Source organism: Acidimicrobiales bacterium, from assembly GCA_041394265.1.
GTDB lineage: Bacteria > Actinomycetota > Acidimicrobiia > Acidimicrobiales > SZUA-35 > JBBQUN01.
Genome location: JAWKIO010000005.1, coordinates 4,712,563 through 4,732,054, shown reverse-complemented (window position 1 = coordinate 4,732,054; position 19,492 = coordinate 4,712,563). Strand labels below are relative to the sequence as shown.

Sequence of the window (19,492 nt, the reverse complement as noted above, 5' to 3'; positions counted from 1 at the left end):
CCCCATCATGCCAGTCGCCGGCGCCGATGGCGCCCCGTCCCTCTACGCTCGCAGCGTGGAACCGGCGACGTCACACGACCTCGAACTCCAACGGGAGCGGTCCGCCCTCGCCCACATGCAGGCACTCCATCGGGCACACCTCGATCGGGCTCGCGCGGCGGCAACTCGGCTCGCCGACGAAGCAGCCGAGGCGACCGAGGATGGCATTCGAGATCTCGTCGACGAAGACGGCGAGGTCGATGCCGCCATCCGAGCGGCACTGGTTCGCCAGAGTGCGGACCGAGCAATGCATGCCATCCGGCGGTCGAACGAACTCGAGGCAATGGGCGAGGCGCTCGCCTTCGGCTACACCCAGTCGGCCGACGACTCAAGACTCGACGTCGGCCGACTGACCGTCATCGACGACTCGACCGGGGAGCCGGTGTTGGTCGACTGGCGTGCCCCCGCCGCCGTTCCCTTCTACCGGGCGACCCCGATCGACCGGCTCGGCGTCGAGCGGCGCCGCCATTTCGTCTACGCCGGTGACGAGCTGGTCGGGTACTCCGACGAGCTGTTCGACATCGACGACCTGGTCGACGGGGTCGAGGCCCACGGTGGGTTACGGGGCGAGGCCGCAATTCTGGCGGCGCTCGACCTGCCGACGCGCGATCAGATGCGATCGGTCGTCGCAACGATCCAAGCCGAACAGGACGCCGTGGTGCGTGCCCCGAGCAACGGCGCACTCGTGGTGCAGGGCGGGCCCGGCACCGGCAAGACCGTGGTCGCCTTGCACCGTGCTGCGTACCTGCTCTACGAGCATCGGGCGGCACTTTCCGATACGGGCGTTTTGATCGTCGGTCCAAGTTCGGAGTTCCTTGCCTACATCAGTGGCGTGCTGCCGTCGCTCGGCGAGTCCGGGGTCATCTCCGTGACGGCGAGCGAACTCTTCGCCGGGATCTTGCGGGGGCGCGAGGAGCCGGACCATGTGGCCGCGATCAAGGGTGGTGAGATCATGGTCGAGCTGCTCGCCCATGCCGTGGCCGATCGCCAACGTCGACCTGGTGAGGCGCTGTCGACCTACTACGGCTCGCGTCGGGTGGTGCTCGATCTGGCGACGCTCGAGGGGATCTTCGACCGGGCCCAGCGACACGCCACCCACAACGACGGAGCGGCAGCCTTTCGGCGTGGCGTCATCGATGCCTTGGCACTCACGGTGCACGACCCAACCTTCGCCAGCATGTCCGACGCTGTCGATTCGTTCCGGTCCTCCGGGCGAGTCCGACACTTCATCATGCGACACTGGCCGACGCTCACGCCGGAGCAGGCGTTGAATGATCTACTCGGATCGAAGGCGCTGCTCCACTCCGCCAGTCGTGGTCTGCCGCTTGCGGTCCGTGAGCGGTCGGCGCTGTACCGCGACCGAGTGTCCGAGGCCGATCTCGATCGGGTGCGATGGAGCGACGCCGATGTGCCGCTGCTCGATGAGCTCTACGAACTGCTCGGCCCGGTGATGCCCGAAGCTCACGACGAGCAGCTCCGCCGGGATGCGCTCGACGAGTTCGAGCTCGCACAACGCGATGAGGAAGAGGCCGACGAGGACGACGAGTCGGTATTCGACCGTGAGGCGCTCGATCCCGAGGGCGTCGGCTTCGAGGTCCTCAGCCTCGAAGACCCCTACCTCGACACCCGGGCGGCCGACGGATGAGCGACCGCTACACACCGGACGACGACGATGACGACATCTCGTTCGACGAGCTCGATCTCGACGCCGCCGATGCGGTGTTCGATCGCGGCGCGGGCATCGCCGAACTCGCGGCGCAACAGCGGGCGTGGCGCTTCGGCCACGTCATCGTCGACGAGGCCCAAGACCTCACACCGATGCAGTGGCGGATGGTGGTGCGCCGGGCCCGCGGCAACTCGATGACCATCGTCGGGGATCTTGCCCAGCGATCGACCGGTGCACCCGGGGAGTGGCGAGAGCATCTCCCCTCCTCCATCACCGACTTCGGCTATCGCGAACTCACCACGAACTACCGCTCACCAGCCGAGGTCAACGAGCTCGCCGCCTCGATCCTCGCCGAGCTGGCGCCGAAACTGACTCGCTCGACGGCCATCCGCCGAACGGGGGTGGCACCTCGCTCCCTTCGTGTCCCCTCGATCGAAACGGCGCTCCCCGACCTCGTTGCCGAGGAGCAGAACAACGTCGGCGATGGCAAGGTCGCCGTCATCGCCCAGACCCCGCTCGATCCCGTGGCACCGGCGCAGCTGTTGACACCTCGAGCGGCGAAAGGACTCGAGTTCGACTCGGTCATCGTCGTCGAGCCATCGGCGATCGTGGCCGAACCACATGGGCTGAGCCTGTTGTACGTCGCCGTCACCCGCACCACGCGGCGCCTCACCATCATGCACACGGCCGACCTGCCACCGGTCCTCGCCCGTTCGCTGAGCTGAGCGACCGCCGGCGAAGAGCCCCCAGAAATTGCATCCGGAGCCTCCGCTGCCCCTATTGTCGGCGGCCATGAAGATCTCGATGTCACTCAACTATTCCGGCGGCTTCAAAGAGGGTGTTGAACGTGTTCAACAGCTCGAGAAGGCCGGCCTCGACGTGGTGTGGATCCCCGAGGCGTACAGCCACGATGCGATCAGCCAGGTCGGCTACCTCGCAGCCAAGACCGAGACCGTGCAGATCGGTACCGGCATCCTCAACGTGTTCTCCCGGACGGCGAGCTGCATCGGCCAGACGGCGTCGGGCTGCGACTTCGTGAGCGACGGTCGTTTCATCCTCGGCCTCGGCGCCTCCGGACCGCAGGTCATCGAAGGCTTCCACGGTGTGCCCTACGAAAAGCCGATGCCTCGCATCCGTGACTACATCGAGGTCACCCGCATGATGCTGCGCCGGGAGAAGATCGACTATCAGGGTGACACGGTCACGATTCCGCTGCCCGAGGGGCAGGGTACGGGTCTGGGTAAGCCGCTCAAGCTCATCAATCACCCCGTGCGCAGCGAGGTCCCGATCTACTGGGCCAGCCTGATGGGGCTGTCGGTCACCAACACCGCCCGCTACGCCGACGGCTGGTTGCCGATCTTCTTCATGCCCGAGAAGTTCCGCGATGTTTGGGGTGAAGAGCTCGACAAGGGTCTGGCCAAGCGTGATCCCTCACTTGGACCGCTCTCGATCAACGCCGGCGGCATGCTCGCCATCGACGACTCGCTCACCGGCGACGCCCAGAAGGCCGTGCTCGACCACGCTCGCCCGAACGCTGCGCTGTACATCGGTGGCATGGGTGCACGCGACAAGAACTTCTACAACACCATCGCCAAGCGCTACGGATTCGTCGACGAGGCAACAGAGGTCCAGAACCTCTACCTCGACGGCCAGAAGGACGCGGCCGCGGCCGCCGTCCCGGGCGAGTTGCTGGAGAAGTCCAACCTGGTGGGCCCGGCCGGCTACATCAAGGAGCGGCTCGCCGCCTACAAAGAGGCCGGGGTCAACATGCTGTCGGTCAACCCGGTCGGTCCTGATCCGGTCGGCACCATCGAGAAGCTCAAGTCGCTGATCGACTGAGTGCCGATGGTCGAAGGCGACGACGAGACACTCGAGCTGGTGGCGCGGCTACGCCTCGCCGTCGCTCGATTGAATCGACAACTCCGAGCCCAATCGGCCAATGACCTCACGCTGTCGATGCAGTCGGCGCTGTTCACCGTCAGTCGCGAGGGCCCGCTCACACTCGGGGCCCTCGCGCTGCGGGAGCAGGTCGCGCCGTCGATGGTGACCAAGCTGCTCGATCGTCTCGAGCGCGACGGGTTGGTCGAACGGACCGCCCATGCCACCGACAAGCGGGTCAAGTACGTGGCGGCCACCGATCTCGGCCACGAGCGCACCCAACAGATCCGGCGCCGTCGTGAGGCGTGGCTGGCCACGCGGGTGTCGAGCCTCGGCCCCGACGACGTCGCTCGGCTCGACGCCGCCATCGATGTCCTCGAAGCGCTGAGCGAGCCCGACGAACCGGGTAGCTGAACGCCGACCTGCGAACGGTTCAGCGGCCGACGACTCGCATGGCCAGATCGGCGTAGTGATACGCCACCTGGTCGGCGCTGAACTCGCCATCGTCTCGGAACCACAGCGACAGCCCGATCCCCATGTCGAGCATCGTGTAGGCCGCGAGCTTCGGCGAGCGGACCTCGAACACGCCGGTCTCGGCACCCCGGGTGATGAGGTCGCGGAACGAGTGCTCATAGGCCCGCCGCATCTGCTTGACCTCGAACGACATCTCGGGTGAGAGCGAGGCCAGTTCACGATTGCCGACTGCGACCTCGCGCCGGTAGCGCGAGTGGAAGCGCACATGCGCCTCGACCGCTCGACGGAGCTGCTGGGCGAGATCGTCGCTGGTCGCGACCGCCTGATCGTGGTCGCGCTGGAGTCGGGCCATGATGCCGACCATCAGCTGGCTCAACATGTCGTGCTTCGACGCCACGTGCTTGTAGAGGCTCGGGCCGCGCACATCGAGCGCCGCGCCGATGTCTTCCATTGTCGTCGCCGTGTAGCCCTGGGCCGCGAACAGCGTGAGCGCCGCATCGAGAATCCGGGCGATCCTCGGGCTCAGATCATCGACGAGGATCCCGAGATCGGGGGCGGCATCGATGGGGACCGTTTGCGACATCGTTCGCAACCTAATGACCCGGCACGCGCAGCACCAACTTGGGACAGAACCGGGGTGAGGGACTAACTTCGCCGCCATGTACCCAGGAGCCGCTGCCATCAACCATCCGGACCGCCCGTGCTTCGTCATGGCCTCGACCGGCACCGCCGTCACCTACGGCGAGTTCGAGGCCCGTGCCAACGCGCTGGCCCACGTCTTGCGGTCCGAGGGGCTGCAGCGTCTCGATCACTACTCGATCCTCATGGAGAACAACGATCGCTACCTCGAGGCGTGTTCCGCCGGTGAACGATCGGGCCTTTACTACACGTGCATCAACTCCTACCTGACCGGCGAGGAAGTGGCGTACATCCTGGGCAACTCCGAATCACAGGTGCTGATCACCTCGGCGTCGCGGCTCGACGTCGCCGTCGACGCCGTGGCCCAGAGCCCGAACGTCCGCCTGGTGCTCGTCACCGGCGTCGACGCAGCGACGCTGGAAGCCATCGACAGCCACGCCCGCTTCGAGCCTTACGAAACGGCGATTGCTGCCCAACCCACCGAGCCGATCGCCGATGAGTGGGCGGGCACCTCCATGCTCTACTCCTCGGGCACCACCGGCCGTCCCAAGGGCATCATCCGACCGCTACCGGAGCAGAAGCCGGGTGAGCAGATGCCACTGTTCACGTTCCTCGACCAGATGTGGCACTACCGCGACGGCATGACCTATCTCTCGCCGGCGCCGCTGTACCACTCGGCGCCGCAGGCGGCAGTCGGTCTGACCCTGCGCCGCGGCGGCACGGTCATCATCATGGAACGTTTCGATCCTGAGCGGTATCTCCAGCTGGTCGAGGAGTACTCGGTCACTCACAGCCAGCTCGTGCCCACCATGTTCAGCCGGATGCTGAAGCTCCCCGAGGACGTGCGCAGCCGCTACGACCTGTCGTCGCTCGAGTTCGTCGTGCACGCTGCCGCCCCGTGCCCGGTGCAGGTCAAGCACGACATGATCGAGTGGTGGGGCCCCATCATCCACGAGTATTACGGCGCCACCGAAGGCCTTGGCTTCACCGCCTGCAACACCGAGGAATGGCTGGCGCACCCCGGCACCGTCGGCAAGGTGATCCTCGGCAACCTGCACGTGCTCGACGACGACGGCAATCCGTCGCCCAAGGGCGAGCCGGGCACGCTGTGGTTCGAGACCGCCACCGAGTTCGAGTACTTCAACGATCCGGCGAAGACCGCCGAGGCGACCTCGTCGGACGGCACCATGACCAGTGTCGGCGACGTCGGCTACGTCGACGACGACGGCTTCCTCTACCTCACCGACCGGGCCACCTTCATGATCATCTCGGGCGGGGTCAACATCTACCCGCAGGAGACCGAGAACCTGCTGATCACCCATCCTCTGGTCGCCGACGCTGCGGTCTTCGGGGTCCCGAACGCCGACCTGGGCGAAGAGGTCAAGGCCGTCGTCCAGCTCATGCCCGACGTGCCCGACACCGACGAGACCCGGGCCGAGTTGTTGGCGTTCTGCGCCGAGCACCTGTCACGACAGAAGATCCCTCGCTCGATCGACTTCGAAGCCGAGCTCCCTCGCCTCCCCACCGGCAAGCTCTACAAGCGGACGCTGCGCGATCGGTACTGGGGCGAAGGCAAGAGCCGGATCCTGTAGTCGGGCGGAGGACGAACTCATGGGTGATCTCCTCGGCTCCCGCAGTCGCGGGCCACGTCGGTTGCGTGAATTGCTCGCTCAACCTGCACCGCTGCTCCTGCCGGGCTGCTACGACGCGCTGGGTGCCCGTCTGATCGAGCAGGCCGGCTTCGACGCCGCGTACATGACCGGCTTCGGCACCTCGGCCGGGCTCCTCGGCCGACCCGATGTCGGCCTGCTGGGTCTGGCCGAGATGGTCGACAACGCTCGACGCATCACGCAGGCGACATCGCTGCCAGTGTTCGCCGACGCCGACACCGGCTACGGCAACCCGATCAACGTGATCCGCACCGTCCGGGAGTACGAACAGGCCGGCGTGGCGGGGATCCACATCGAGGATCAGGTCATGCCGAAGAAGTGCGGGCACATGGAGAACAAGTCCGTGGTGCCCCAAGGCGAAATGGTGGCCAAGATCGAGGCGGCGGTCGCCGCCCGCCATGACGACGACTTCGTCATCATTGCCCGCACCGACGCCCGGGCTCCCCTCGGGCTCGACGCCGCCATCGAGCGAGCCATTGCCTGCCGTGCCGCGGGTGCCGACGTCCTCTTCGTGGAGGCCCTCCAGGGCACCGACGAGATGGAACAGGTGGCAGCTGCGCTCCCCGGCGTCCCCCTCCTGTTCAACTGGGTCGAGGGCGGCAAGACCCCGCCGCTCGAACTCGATGACATCGCCGCACTCGGTTTCGCTGCCGTCATCATGCCGATCTCGACCCTGTTCGCTGCCACCAAGGCCATGGTCGACGTGCTGGCCGACATCCGCGACCGGGGCACCCCTGTCGGTGCGCTCGGTCGCATGCCGACCTTTGCCGAGTTCACCGATCTCATCGGGCTGCCCGAGATCACTGAACTCGAACAACGCTTCGCCGACAGGAACGCAACGACATAGCGCGGCGTTGACGCAACGGTCGCACCGAACAGGTGCCACCGAGCCGAGTCGACCGACACCGTCGTCACCGGAGGTGCACTAGCATCGCCGACGAACACACCGGAGGGTAAGAGAATGGGTTTGATCAACAAACTTCGCAACGAGCTCGTCGACATCATCGAGTACTTCGATGATTCGAGGACCACGATGGCGTGGCGGTTCCCCCGCTATCAGAACGAGATCAAGAACGGCGCACAGCTGATCGTGCGAGAGGGCCAGCGTGCGGTCTTCGTCTACCGAGGCGCACTCGCCGATCAGTTCGAGCCCGGGCACTACGAGCTCACCACCGAGAACCTGCCGATCATGAGCACCCTGCAGGGGTGGAAGCACGGCTTCGACAGCCCGTTCCGTAGCGAGGTGTACTTCATCAACACTCGCATGACCGAGGTCCGCTGGGGTACCCCCAGCCCGGTCGTGGTGCGCGATCCCGACTTCAAGATGGTCGAGGTCCGCGCCAACGGCATGTGCCAGGTCAAGGTCGAAGACACCGCCATCTTCCTGCGCGAGATCATCGGCACCGACTCCCAGGTCGACGCCGAGGAGATCACCGAGCTGCTGCGTCAGGTCATCGTCGGGGCGTTCTCCGACATGGTGCTCGAGACCGGTCTGGGCGTCATCGATCTCCAGGGCAAGCAGCGGGAATTGTCGGCCAAGCTCCGTGAGTACGTTGCCGAGCGTGTCGACGACGAGTTCGGACTCGCCATCCCGGCGATCGACATGAAGGTGTCGCTCCCCGACGAGATCCGCGAGGCGATCACCCGAGGCACGGCCCGAGGTGCAGAAGAAGGCCAGTTCCTCGACCAGGTCGGCGACCTCAACCGCTACACCCAGGCCAAGCAGGCCGACGCCATGCTCGCCGCAGCGCAGAACCCTGGTGGCGGTGGCGCCATGGGCGACATGTTGGGCATGGGCATGGGCATGGCCATGGCCACCCAGATGGCCAACCAGATGAACCCGCAGGCGCAGCAGGCCGCCGCCCAACCGGCGGCCATGGCGCCACCGCCACTGCCGGGAGCAGTCTCGTATCACGTGGCACTCAACGGCCAACAGGCCGGTCCGTTCACGGTCGAGCAGATGCAGGCCGGCCTCGCCGCCGGCCAGATGCAGGCCACCGACATGGTGTGGACCGCAGGGATGGCGGGCTGGGCCCCGGCCAACACCGTGCCGGCGCTGGCGCCCCTGTTCGCCGCTCCACCTCCGCTCCCTCAGGATCCGCCCACCCCTCCCCCGGCACCTCCGGCCGGAATGTAGGGGTACGACGTGACCGAGGGAATCACGCCACCCCAGCCGCCCGATCGTCCGGCACCCGCCACCTACAACGACCGCCAAGACGTCGGCGTGCGGCCCTGTGCCGCGTGCGGCGGCCAGCTCGAGTTCGACATCGCTCGCCAGCAGTTGACCTGCACCCACTGTGGTGCCGGTGAAGCCATCGTCGACACGCCGGGGGCCGTCGTCGCCGAACAGAGCTTCGCCAAGGCCGCAGCGGTGACGAACAACGCCCATCAGATCCAAGGGCTCGTCGAGGGCGAGAAGGAGATCATCTGCCAGAACTGTGGCGGACACACCACCTTCGTCGGCACCTGGACCGCCACCCGCTGCCCGTACTGCGCCACCGATCTGCAGCGCACCAACATCCACGATGCGCCCGAGCGCCTCGCCGTCGATGGAGTGCTGCCGTTCCAGGTGTCCGACAAGCAGGCCGCCGAGCTGCTCGATCAGTGGATCAACAAACGCTGGTTCGCTCCCAACGAGTTCAAGAAGTACTCCAACGCCGGGTCGTTCGAGAGCGTGTACTCGGCGTACTTCACCTTCGACGCCGACACCATGACCGACTACCAGGGCGAGCGGGGTCAGAACCGCACGCGCACCTATCGCGACGGCAACGAGACCAAGACCGTGGTCGAGACCGACTGGTATCGCGTGTCAGGCCGAGTGCTGAACTCGTTCGACGACATCACGGTCCAGGGCAACACCGGGTTCGACGCCCGCTTCGTCGACAAGCTCGAGCCGTGGCCCACCCAGTTCCTCAAACCGTTCAACCCCGACTACCTCGTCGGGCACCTGTCACGGACGTACGACAAAGACGTCGAAACCTGCTTTGGTGAGGCTCGCCAACGCATGGAGTCGACGATCGATCGCACGATTCGCCAAGACATCGGTGGAGACCAGCAGCGGATCCACCACAAGAACACCCACGTCGCCAGTCGGTCCTACAAGCATGTGCTCCTGCCCATCTGGCTGCTCACCGTGATCTACGCCGGCCAGCCGTGGCAGGTCTTCATCAACGGCGCCACCGGTGAGATCCACGGCGAACGCCCGTGGAGCAAGGTCAAGATCATCGCCACCGTGGTGGCGGTCATCACCCTGATCGTGCTCATCCTGGTCATCCGATCGATTGCGACGGGCTGACGATGTCGGTGGTGATCTTGCTGATCCTCGCGGTCGTCGCTCTCGTGGCGATCGTCGGCGGCATCGTCGCCGTCGCCGCCGGTGGGGCGGTGAAACGAAATGCCACGAAGTCGACCGAGACCGTGCCGGGCATCGCTGCGGTGGTGCCCGAGCACTGGTTTGGATCGCACGAGCCCGAGGCGGTACTGCACCGGCGAGTGCAGAAGGCCTACCTCGGCATCAAGGCGAGTGCCGACGACGACCTCACGCTGCTCGATGCCACCACCACGGCCGAGACCCAGGCCATCAAGCTGGCGAAGCAGTTGGTGGCCTGCTCCCATCTCGCCGACCGTCTCAAGCCGCCGGTGCTGGCCGATCTGGAACGGTCGGTCGAGCGCTACGAGGAGATCGCCGCCCAGGTGATCGGGCGTAGCTCGGGGTTGTCCTCACCTCAACTGTCGAGCGAGCTGCACGAACTGGGTCACCAGCTCGACATCCTCGAAGCGGCCCGGGCCGAGGTCGAAGAGGCCGACGGGTCGACCGGTTGATCAGCCGATCGCACCGGCCAGGAACTCGGTCACCACACCCACTGCCTCGTTGAGGTGGTCGCGGCCCTGCGGACCGGTGTAGTAGTGGGTTGCGCCCTGCACCTCGTAGAGCTGCTTGCGATCGTGTGGCACGGCGTCGAACAACCGATGGGTGTGCTCTGGGGTGCAGGCGTCGTCGGCGGTGTTGCCGACAACGAGCACGGGGACATCGACGTGGGCGGCCGAGGTGAGCGCGTCGCCGCGGGCGTGGTCATAGCTCCACTGACTGAGCCAACTGCGCAAGGTCGAGAACCGGGCGAGACCGACCGGCCCGTCGTTGACGATGCGGGGATCGCCCAGGTAGGTGGTGCCGGGCACTCGGTCGCTGGGGTCGACGTTGGGATCGAGCCAGCGGGGGTCGGCCATCGTGCCGTACACGACGAACGCCCGCTCTTCGTTGTTGGCGCCCGCGGCCCGCAGCGCTGCCAATTCGCTCTGGACCCAGCGGGTGATGCGCCGGTTTCGCTCGATCTGCTGTGTGCGGTAGTGCTCGAGAAAGTCGGCCGAGTAGGGCGGCTGATTCGGATTGGCCGGATCGTAGAGGTTGAGGAGCGGATCGCGCTCGAACGGGCGGGACTCGTCGGTGATGGAGGCGTCCATCCACTCGGTGAGGGTGCCGTGGCGGGAGATGTGGGCGGCCATGACGAGCATGGCATCGGCCTTGGGGAGTGCTTCGGGCAGCACCTCGTAAGGATCACCGGCCGCCGTGTCGGAGATGCCGGTGCCGAGCGTGGCGAGCGACTGGTAGTACATCGACAGTGATCCGCCGCCCGACCACCCGCAGAGGACCACCTTGTCGTAGCCGAGCCGCTCCTTGGCGTCGCTGATCGCGGCGCCGAGGTCGGCGACCACCTTCTCCATGATGAGGGCCGAGTCGGTGCCGCGGTAACGCGAGTTCGCCCAGATGACGTGGTGCCCGGCGCGAGCCAGGGCACCCATGATCGGCAGGTACATGCCACCGCCGATCGGGTGCATCAAGATGACGACGGTGTCGGACGGCGTGTCGATCGGTCGGACCAGGTGGCAGTCGAGACCGATGATGTTGCCTCCCCCGCCGTACGTGTCGCTGAAGGCGGCATCTTCACGATGCACCACCACGTACGCGATGCGCTCGCACCCCGCCGGCGTGCCCGGAACAGAGAGGCTCGCACTCGACGTCACTGCGCCACCTTGACCGGCGGCTCGGCGTAGCTGGCGCTCGCTGTGAGCACGTCGTCGGGAACACTCATCAGCTTGGCGTAGCGGTCGGGCGGGTAGGCCATGTGCGGCTTCGACGGATCGATCGGCGGTTGCGCAACGGTGCCGCCTCGCCCCTCGAACGGCTCCGGATTCTTGTAGCGGTGGAGTTCCTCGGCGCTGATACCCGCCTTCTCGACCACGTCAGGATCGATCCAGGCCTCGGCATCGATGGCCACCGCCGAGGTGGCGACCTCGAGGGTCAGGCCCTCGGGCCCGGCGAAGTAGATCGAGTGGCAGAGACCGTGGTCGATCTCGCCCATCACGTTGATGCCGCGGGAACGGATCCGATCACGCATGGCGAGGAGTTCCTCGTGGGTGTCGACGTTGAAGGCCAGGTGCTGCATCGTGCCCGGGGCGGACGGACCGGCGCCGGTGCCGGCGTGGGTGACGCCGAGTTGGGCCTCGATGCCGTGGTTGGCAGGGATCTCGACGAACGACATCGAGCAGTGATCGTTCAGTCGACAGAAGGCGTGCCACGCCCCCTCGACACCGTGCATCCAAAAGAGACCGACGAGTTCGGCTCCGAGCACGTCGGTGAAGAACTCGATCTGCTCCTTGATGTTGGCGGTGTTGACTGCCAGGTGGTGCACGCCGTTGATACGCGAGTTGGTCATGGCGCGATCCTGTCACAGGCGACGGATGTCACGCACAACGGCTTCAGATCACTGGTCGGCGGCCGATAGGTTCAACGACTTCCGTGATGTTGCGAATACGTCGGCGCGCCGACGCTCTGGTTCGTGACTCAGCCCTGCGGTCGCCACGACGCGTGCGAGCCAGACAGCCAAGAGGCAACACCATGATGACAACGACTCCACCGGACACCGACTCGTTCGCGGCGCGACTGGCCACCACGTGGCTGTTCAACCTCCGCGCCGACGTGCTGGCGGGTCTGGTCGTCGCACTGGCGCTCATTCCCGAGGCCATCTCGTTCTCGATCATTGCCGGGGTCGATCCGAAGGTCGGCCTCTACGCCTCGTTCTCGATCGCCGTCATCACCGCCATCGCCGGCGGCCGACCGGCCATGATCTCCGCTGCCACCGGCGCCATGGCGCTGGTGATCGTGTCGCTCGTTGCCGACCACGGGCTGCAGTACCTGTTCGCCGCCACGATCCTCGCCGGTGCACTGCAGGTGGTCCTGGGGCTCCTCGGCGTCGGTCGGCTCATGCGGTTCATCCCCCGACCGGTGATGACCGGCTTCGTCAATGCCCTCGCGATCCTCATCTTCATGGCGCAGATCGAACACTTCGTCGGCATCAGCACCGAGGTGTACGTGATGGTGGCTCTGGGGATCGCCATGATCGTCGGTATCCCCCGCCTCACCACCGCCATCCCCTCCCCGCTCATCGCCATCGCCGTGCTCGGCTTCGGCGGAGCGCTCCTCGGCGTCGAGGTACCGACGGTCGGCGACATGGGTGAACTCCCGACGGCACTCCCCTCATTCGCCCTTCCCGATGTCCCCTTCGACCTCGAGACCCTCCGGATCATCGCCCCCTACGCCATCACGTTGGCCTTCGTCGGGCTGCTCGAGTCGTTGCTCACGGCCCAGTTGATCGACGACATCACCGACACCCGATCCGACAAGGACCGAGAGTCGCGGGGTCAGGGCATCGCGAACGTCATCACCGGCTTCTTCGGCGGGATGGGCGGCTGCGCCATGATCGGCCAGTCGATGATCAACGTGAAGAACGGTGGGCGGGGCCGCCTCTCGACGCTGTGCGCTGGTGTGTTCCTGATGACCGGCATCCTCGCTGCGGGCGACCTCATCGCGTCGATCCCGATGGCAGCGCTGGTCGCCGTCATGATCCTGGTGTCGGTCGGCACGTTCGACTGGAGCAGCATCGGCATCGATCACCTGCGTCGAGCGCCGCGCACCGAGTCGGCGGTCATGGTCGTCACCGTGGCGATCGTCGTGGCCAGCCACAATCTCGCGCTCGGTGTGGCGGGCGGTGTGCTGCTGTCGGCCATCTTCTTCGCCCGACAGGTCGCCCATCTCGCCGATGTCACCAGCGTCATCGACCCCAGCGACGGCCGCACCCGCATCTACCACGTCACCGGCGAGCTGTTCTTCGCCTCGACCAACGAGTTGCTTCATCTCTTCGACTACACCGAGGACATCGATCGAGCGATCGTCGATCTGACCGATGCCCACATCTGGGACACCTCGGCCGTGTCGGCACTCGACGCCGTGGTCGCCAAGTTCGAAGCGCACGGGATCGAGCCCCAGATCATCGGACTCAACGAGGGCAGCGCCGAACTGCACGGTCGCATGTCCGGCTCGATGACCTCGGCCCACTGATCCTCTGCTGACCATCCACGCCTGACAACGCCTCCGCAAGCGTCCCCAGGGACGTTCGAGGGCTACGGCAGGAGCTCGTGGCGCCAGCGGGCGGCTTCTTCGACGCCGAAGAAGACGACCTCGTCGCCGGTGGACGTCTGCAGGTGGTCGACCGGCGCATCGGTGAGGCCCTCGCCGTCGGCGACACGGGTGAGGCGAACCCGGTGATTCGGCGGTTCGACGCCGTAGATGGAACAGCCGTTGCTCGAGACGAACCCGGCGAACCGGTCGAGTGCACCAGCCTGATAGAAGACTTCTGCCACCACCTCGATGCCGTACGGTGCGTTGAACACACCGGCAGCGGCCTTCGGCCCGTACTTCGCCGTGGTGGGGTGGGGCGCCGAGTCGGTTCCGAGCATGAGATCGCTCCGTCCGCTGGTGACGGCGGCGACCAGTGCCGCCCGATCATCGGGTGAGTTGATGATCGGTTTGCAGTACAGGTCGGGCCGCAGACCATCGGCCAGCAGGTGTCCGCGGTCGCGACTCAGGTGGTGAGGAGTGACCGTGGCGGCGACCTGGGGATAGGCGTCGACGAACTCGATCCCCGCTCCCGTCGAGACATGCTCGAGCGTGATGGCGAGTCCAGGCCGCTGCTCGACCAACGGCACCAACTCATCGTGGAGAAAGGCCGCCTCTCGGTCGAAGACATCGACATCGGCCCGGGTCGATTCGGCGTGCACGAGGAGCCGCATACCGGTGTCCTCGAGGACGTCGTAGATCGCATGGAACGATGACAACCCCCCGACGGCCTGGTCGGCGTTGGTGGTCGCCCCCGCCGGATAGAACTTGACCGCCTTCACCAACCCCTCGGCGTGAGCGGCGCGAAGCTCGTCGACGTCGAGGTCGGCAGAGGCGAAGAACGTGAGCACGGGCCGGAAGTCCGGTGCATCGTGTGGCACATGCCGCAAGATCTCGGCGCGATAGCGCCGAGCCTGATCCAGCGACGTGATCGGTGGGCGGAGATTCGGCATCACCATCGCAAAGCGGTACCGCCGGGCGCTGTATGCCACCACCGACGCCAGCATGGCGTCGTCGCGCAGATGCACATGCCAGTCGTCGGGCAGCGGAATGATGAGCTCGGTGGTGGCTTCGGTCAAGGTGTCGTCGCTTGCTGCGGGATCGGTCATCGTGGACTCGTTCCTACCGGGCAACCTCACGGCACCGCTACCTCGAGCTGGTCGATCTTGCGGCGGTGTTGTCCCACCACGATGGCCGCCAGCGAACCGATCACGACCGCCATGCCGATGCCCTGGCCCCAGCTGAGCGACTCGTCGAGGAAGGCCCACGCCAACAGCGACGAGGCCACCGGGATGAGCAGCGTGAAGGTTGAGCCGATCCACAACGGAATGCGGACCAGCGACCAGTTCATCAGGCTGTGGCCGATCACCCCGGCGACGACGGCGAGGATCACCACCTTGACCAGATCGCCATTCGACGGACGGCCGAGGTCCTGGCCGAACGCGATGGCCAGCGGCAGGTTGATGACGAACGCCCAGAACGCCGTGCCGGCGGTGAACTCGGTGGGTGTGATCGATCCCTTCGACTGCTTGGACGCAATGAAGTAGGCGCTCCATGAGAACAGAGCGCCGATGGCCAGCAGATCACCGGTGACGCTCGACTCCGCAGTGCTGGAGGACGACAGCACCACGGCGGTGACGCCGGCCAACGCAACGAGCGACCACACGGCGTCGATCGCCTTGATCTTCTCGCCGAAGAACCGAACACCCACCACGCCGACGAGAATCGGCTGCAACGACCCGATGATCGTGGCGTTGACCACGGTTGTGAGCTTGACGGCCGAGAAGAACAGCGCAATGTCGAGCCCCAAGGCGATGCCACCGAGCACCGAGCGCCGGATGGCGGTGACGCTGAACGGCGCCTTTCGGTACGCCATCCAGCCGACGAGAACGGCGAAATAGAGGGCGAAGCGGTACACCGCAATCGCCATGCCTCCCATGTCCATCGCCTTCGGGATGATCGACGCGGCGCCCCAGGCGGTGACCGCCAGCGCGGCACCGAGCAAGCCCTGCGTGGTGCTCTCGTCGGCGACGGAGGCGGAGGTGACGGTGTCGGTCATGGGCGATCTCGTTCGGTGTCAGGAGCGTGCTGGCGGTTGGGCCAGGTGTCGGCCAGGCGGTAGCCCAGCGGCCAGGGGTCGTCGGGGTCGAGGAGATGCTGATGGATCCCCGTGATCCACGCTCGACCGGTGATGGTGGGAATGATGGCGTCGGTCCGGCGGCCGTCGGCGTCGACGAGCACCGTGTCGGCGGCGATCTGGCCGACGAACGCCGAATCGATCACCGATCGCATGCGCAGTCGAGCGCCGACCGCCATGACGCCACGGGCTCGCAGCACGGCCATGCGGGCCGACACACCGGTGCCGGTCGGCGATCGGTCGAGCTTGCCGGGATCGATCACCACGGTGTTGCGCATGGTGAGGTCGCCGGTGTCGTCGGTCGTCAGCGGACCGGCGATCTGGCAGAACGAGAAGTGTCGCCAGTCGGCGTTGGTGGGGTGCACGAACGACAGCTGTTCGTTGGCGGCAGCCGTGATCCGCGCACCGATCGCCGCCAGGTCGCCGGCCTCGCCCGGCAGCAGGTCGAAGCCGAGATCCGCAGCGTCGACCATCACGAAGCTGTCGCCGCCGAACGCGGTGTCGACGCGGATCGACCCGATGCCATCGACCTCGAGCATGGCGTCGAGATCGCCGGCAAACGACGCGACATTGGTGACCGTGATGCGCTCGGCCTTTCCACCACGGCACTCGGCACTGACCTCCACCAGCCCACCGGGTGCCTCGAGGACCAGCGTGGTGATCGGCTCCGTCATCTCGACGATGCCGGAATCGAGTAGCACCGTGGCGACACAGATCGAGTTCGAACCCGACATGGGTGGCGTGTGCTCGGGCTCCATGATGATGAAGCCGTGCGAGGCCCGCGGGTCGACCGGCGGCACCAGCAGGTTGACGTGACGAAACACGCCTCCACGAGGTTCGTTCAGCACGAACCGACGCAGCCGATCGTCGTCGGCGACGTGGCGCGACTGCTCCCAGAGCGTGGCGCCCGGCGGTGGGGCCACGCCGCCGACGATCACATCGCCCACTTCACCCTCGGCATGACAGCTGATGACATGGATCGTCTTGCACGAGCGCACAGCAAAGCCTGCCACATCTCACTCGCGAACCCGCAGTTTCGTTTGTTTGCCGAACCACTTCGCCGTGAGGCAAGGTGAGCGCGTGACGATCACCACCAGCTCCCCCACCGGACTCACGAAGGAGCAGCTGCGGTGGTTGATGGGCGGGCTCATGGTCGGGCTGTTCCTGTCGTCGACCGAACAGAGCGTGATCGCCACCGCCCTGCCGACCCTCGCCGGTGAGCTCGGAGGTGCGAACCAGATCGCCTGGGTGGTGTCGGCCTACCTCCTCACCTCGACCATCGTCACCCCGCTCTACGGCAAGATGTCCGACCTGTTCGGACGGCGCATCGTCTACCAGATCTCGATCACCGTCTTCATGCTCGGGTCGATCCTGTGCGCAATCGCTCAGTCCATGAACCAACTCGTGGGGGCCCGAGCGATCCAGGGCATGGGCGGCGGTGGCCTGATGTCCCTGGCCTTCGTGATCGTCGGCGACGTCGTCTCACCTCGCCAGCGCGGCCGCTACATCGGGATCTTCACCGGCGTCTTCACCATCTCGGCCCTCACCGGTCCCCTGTGGGGTGGGTTGCTGGTCGATGGTCCGGGCTGGCGTTGGGTCTTCTGGGCCGTCGTGCCGATCTCGGCGCTTGCGCTCGCCGTCACCAATCGCGGCCTCCGCCTCCCCTTCGCCACCCGCCGGCGTCCGATCGACTGGATCGGTATCGGCCTGCTGGTCGTCGCGTCGACCGGACTCATCCTCGTCCCCGTGTGGGGCGGCGAAACCTATCCATGGGGGTCGTGGCAGCTGCTGACCACCCTGGCCGTCGGCCTCGCCGCGAGCGCCGTGTTCCTGATGCAGGAAGCCCGAGCCGAGGAACCGATCATTCCGCTTCGTCTGTTCACCGATCGGACCGTGGTCCTCGTCTTCGGGATGGGCTTCATCCTCATGGGCGCGCTGTTGTCGGTGACCACCTTCCTTCCGCTCTTCCTCCAGGTGTCGACCGGGGCATCGGCCACGAAGAGCGGACTGATGGTCACGCCTCAGTCGGTGGGTGTGAGTCTGGTTGCGGCCGTGAGCGGCCTGCTCGTGTCGAAGTCGGGCCGATACAAATGGGCCATGGTCGCCGGGCCGATCATCACCATCGCTGCGATGTACGGCCTCACGCGGATCACCCCCGACACCAGCGCGCTCGACCTCGCTCCCCTGCTCTTTGCTCTCGGCATGGGCCTTGGTTTGATCTTCCCCAACCTCACCCTCGCCGTTCAGAACGCAGCCCCCATCGAGGATCTCGGTATCGCCACCTCGACGTCGAACTTCTTCCGCAGCATGGGCGGTGCCTTCGGTGCTGCCGTCGCCGGCGCCTTCTTCACCACACGCCTCACCGACGAGCTCGCGGATCGCCTCGGTGCCGAACGACTCGATGAACTTGGCGGGGTGCAGGAGCTGATCCGCACGCCAAAGATCGTTCATGACTTCCCCGAGGAACTCCGCAGCGCTGTGGTCGGTGCCGTCAGCGACTCGGTGGCCGGGATGTTCCTGCAAGCGATCCCGCTCATGGCGTGCGTGTTGGCCATGGCGCTCGCCCTGCGGGAGATTCCCCTTCGAACCTCATCGGCCGTCGGCGGCCAAGACGATGCTCCGGTGGTGCCCGATGCCGGCCGCTGATCATCGCCTCACCACGAGGGAGATGGCGCAGTTCGTCGCCAACGGCTACCTCCGGTTCGACGCGATCGTTCCGCCTGAGATCAACGAGGCGGTACTCGGCGAGCTCCCCGCCATCGAGGCCGCCAAGCTCGCAGCGTTCGGGATCGGCGAACGAAGTGACAGCATCGCCCTGCCCCACACGCTCGACCCGCTGTCTCGCTGCTATGTCGATCGTCCTGGCCTCGGCGCCTACCTGCGCCTCCCCCAGATCCAGGGCATCATCTCGTCGCTGGTGGGAGACGATCCGATCTTCGACCACGACTTCGTGCACCATCTCCCTGCCGGACACGCCAACCGCCAGCATCTCCACGCCGACGCCATCAGCGACACGGCCACCCCGGACTTCGACATCCAGCTCTTCTACTTTCCTCACGAGATCGCTCCGGGAGCAGGTGGCACCCGGTTCGTCCCGGGTTCGCACCTACGCCGCGTGCCGTCGTCGAGCACCGCCCGCTACCAGCAATTGGTCGGCGAGGAGTTCTACGCCGGACCCGCGGGCACGGTGATGGTCTTCCATCACGGCTTGTGGCACGCAGGCCAGGACAACCCGAGCGGCCAGGATCGCTGGATGTACAAGCTTCGCGTCGGCCCCGACCGTCCCCAGCAGCGGCTGTGGAATCTGGCCGACTTCGAGGCGATGCACAACGACGCCAGCGACCACATCTTCGCCAACAGCCGCACCGACTCGGTCGCCGCCATCCTCCGCTCCACGCCAACCTGGATGGGGACCGACGAGTCACGGCGGGAGCTCACCGAGCGGGCGCGCCTGTGGCGCTACCTCTCCGACGACGACACCTTCGACGTCGACTACTACCTGGTGCGTACCGAGCGGCGAGCCCCCGGAGCCTGAG

At 66.3% G+C, this 19,492-nt stretch carries 18 protein-coding genes; 12 read left to right on the top strand and 6 right to left on the bottom strand.

The features are described from left to right. The first annotated feature begins 55 nt into the window (after positions 1 to 55). The 4 genes from R2733_22690 to R2733_22675 all read left to right on the top strand — a co-directional run bounded on the left by R2733_22690 (position 56) and on the right by R2733_22675 (position 3,997). Positions 56 to 1,684 carry a hypothetical protein gene (locus R2733_22690; GenBank protein MEZ5379325.1) on the top strand — a complete coding sequence of 543 codons (1,629 nt, stop codon included), beginning with the start codon at positions 56 to 58 and terminating at the stop codon, positions 1,682 to 1,684. Then, the gene (locus tag R2733_22685; GenBank protein ID MEZ5379324.1) at positions 1,681 to 2,430 is read left to right on the top strand and encodes an ATP-binding domain-containing protein; all 750 of its coding nucleotides are present in this window, start codon (positions 1,681 to 1,683) and stop codon (positions 2,428 to 2,430) included. The genes R2733_22690 and R2733_22685 overlap by 4 nt, the downstream gene beginning before the upstream one ends. Positions 2,431 to 2,497: 67 nt before the next feature. Next, complete coding sequence (locus tag R2733_22680; GenBank protein ID MEZ5379323.1) at positions 2,498 to 3,544, top strand: LLM class F420-dependent oxidoreductase; 1,047 nt, start codon at positions 2,498 to 2,500, stop codon at positions 3,542 to 3,544. Between the two features lie 6 nt (positions 3,545 to 3,550). Then, complete coding sequence (locus R2733_22675) at positions 3,551 to 3,997, top strand: MarR family transcriptional regulator (GenBank protein ID MEZ5379322.1); 447 nt, start codon at positions 3,551 to 3,553, stop codon at positions 3,995 to 3,997. A gap of 19 nt (positions 3,998 to 4,016) precedes the next feature. Here the strand turns inward: R2733_22675 and R2733_22670 are convergent, their stop codons facing one another. Further along, the gene (locus R2733_22670; GenBank protein MEZ5379321.1) at positions 4,017 to 4,640 is read right to left on the bottom strand and encodes a TetR/AcrR family transcriptional regulator; all 624 of its coding nucleotides are present in this window, start codon (positions 4,638 to 4,640) and stop codon (positions 4,017 to 4,019) included. A gap of 76 nt (positions 4,641 to 4,716) precedes the next feature. On the opposite strand from R2733_22670, the gene R2733_22665 reads away from it, so the two are divergent. The 5 genes from R2733_22665 (at position 4,717) to R2733_22645 (ending at position 10,188) form a co-directional block, all read left to right on the top strand. After that, complete coding sequence (locus R2733_22665) at positions 4,717 to 6,288, top strand: AMP-binding protein (protein ID MEZ5379320.1); 1,572 nt, start codon at positions 4,717 to 4,719, stop codon at positions 6,286 to 6,288. A gap of 19 nt (positions 6,289 to 6,307) precedes the next feature. Then, positions 6,308 to 7,213, top strand: a complete 906-nt coding sequence (locus R2733_22660) for an oxaloacetate decarboxylase (GenBank protein MEZ5379319.1) — start codon at positions 6,308 to 6,310, stop codon at positions 7,211 to 7,213. A gap of 114 nt (positions 7,214 to 7,327) precedes the next feature. Next, on the top strand, positions 7,328 to 8,503 hold the full coding sequence (locus R2733_22655; protein MEZ5379318.1) for an SPFH domain-containing protein: 1,176 nt from the start codon (positions 7,328 to 7,330) through the stop codon (positions 8,501 to 8,503). A 9-nt stretch (positions 8,504 to 8,512) separates the two neighbouring features. Further along, a complete protein-coding gene (locus R2733_22650; GenBank protein ID MEZ5379317.1) occupies positions 8,513 to 9,661 on the top strand; it encodes a hypothetical protein in 1,149 nt (382 codons plus the stop codon). 11 nt (positions 9,662 to 9,672) lie between these two features. Then, positions 9,673 to 10,188, top strand: a complete 516-nt coding sequence (locus tag R2733_22645) for a hypothetical protein (protein MEZ5379316.1) — start codon at positions 9,673 to 9,675, stop codon at positions 10,186 to 10,188. Here R2733_22645 and R2733_22640 read toward each other — a convergent pair whose 3' ends face one another. Continuing rightward, a complete protein-coding gene (locus R2733_22640) occupies positions 10,189 to 11,388 on the bottom strand; it encodes an alpha/beta hydrolase (protein MEZ5379315.1) in 1,200 nt (399 codons plus the stop codon). Beyond that, positions 11,385 to 12,080: a VOC family protein gene (locus R2733_22635; protein ID MEZ5379314.1), complete on the bottom strand. Its 696-nt coding sequence runs from the start codon at positions 12,078 to 12,080 to the stop codon at positions 11,385 to 11,387. The genes R2733_22640 and R2733_22635 overlap by 4 nt, the downstream gene beginning before the upstream one ends. A 182-nt stretch (positions 12,081 to 12,262) precedes the next feature. On the opposite strand from R2733_22635, the gene R2733_22630 reads away from it, so the two are divergent. Then, positions 12,263 to 13,762 (top strand): SulP family inorganic anion transporter, encoded by a 1,500-nt coding sequence (locus tag R2733_22630; GenBank protein ID MEZ5379313.1) that lies wholly within the window; start codon positions 12,263 to 12,265, stop codon positions 13,760 to 13,762. Positions 13,763 to 13,824: 62 nt separating this feature from the next. On the opposite strand, the gene pyrC is transcribed toward R2733_22630, so the two are convergent. The 3 genes from pyrC to R2733_22615 are packed head-to-tail and all read right to left on the bottom strand — an operon-like array spanning position 13,825 to position 16,954. Next, positions 13,825 to 14,928 (bottom strand): dihydroorotase, encoded by a 1,104-nt coding sequence (gene pyrC, locus R2733_22625; GenBank protein ID MEZ5379312.1) that lies wholly within the window; start codon positions 14,926 to 14,928, stop codon positions 13,825 to 13,827. Positions 14,929 to 14,954: 26 nt separating this feature from the next. Further along, on the bottom strand, positions 14,955 to 15,878 hold the full coding sequence (locus R2733_22620) for a DMT family transporter (protein MEZ5379311.1): 924 nt from the start codon (positions 15,876 to 15,878) through the stop codon (positions 14,955 to 14,957). Then, a complete protein-coding gene (locus R2733_22615) occupies positions 15,875 to 16,954 on the bottom strand; it encodes a proline racemase family protein (GenBank protein ID MEZ5379310.1) in 1,080 nt (359 codons plus the stop codon). Before R2733_22615 ends, R2733_22620 begins: the two co-directional genes overlap by 4 nt. Before the next feature lie 82 nt (positions 16,955 to 17,036). On the opposite strand from R2733_22615, the gene R2733_22610 reads away from it, so the two are divergent. Together R2733_22610 and R2733_22605 are read left to right on the top strand one after the other, a co-directional pair. Continuing rightward, entirely contained in the window at positions 17,037 to 18,602 is a 1,566-nt protein-coding gene (locus tag R2733_22610) for an MDR family MFS transporter (GenBank protein MEZ5379309.1), read from the top strand. Then, positions 18,589 to 19,491, top strand: a complete 903-nt coding sequence (locus R2733_22605; protein MEZ5379308.1) for a phytanoyl-CoA dioxygenase family protein — start codon at positions 18,589 to 18,591, stop codon at positions 19,489 to 19,491. Before R2733_22610 ends, R2733_22605 begins: the two co-directional genes overlap by 14 nt. Position 19,492 lies beyond the last annotated feature (1 nt).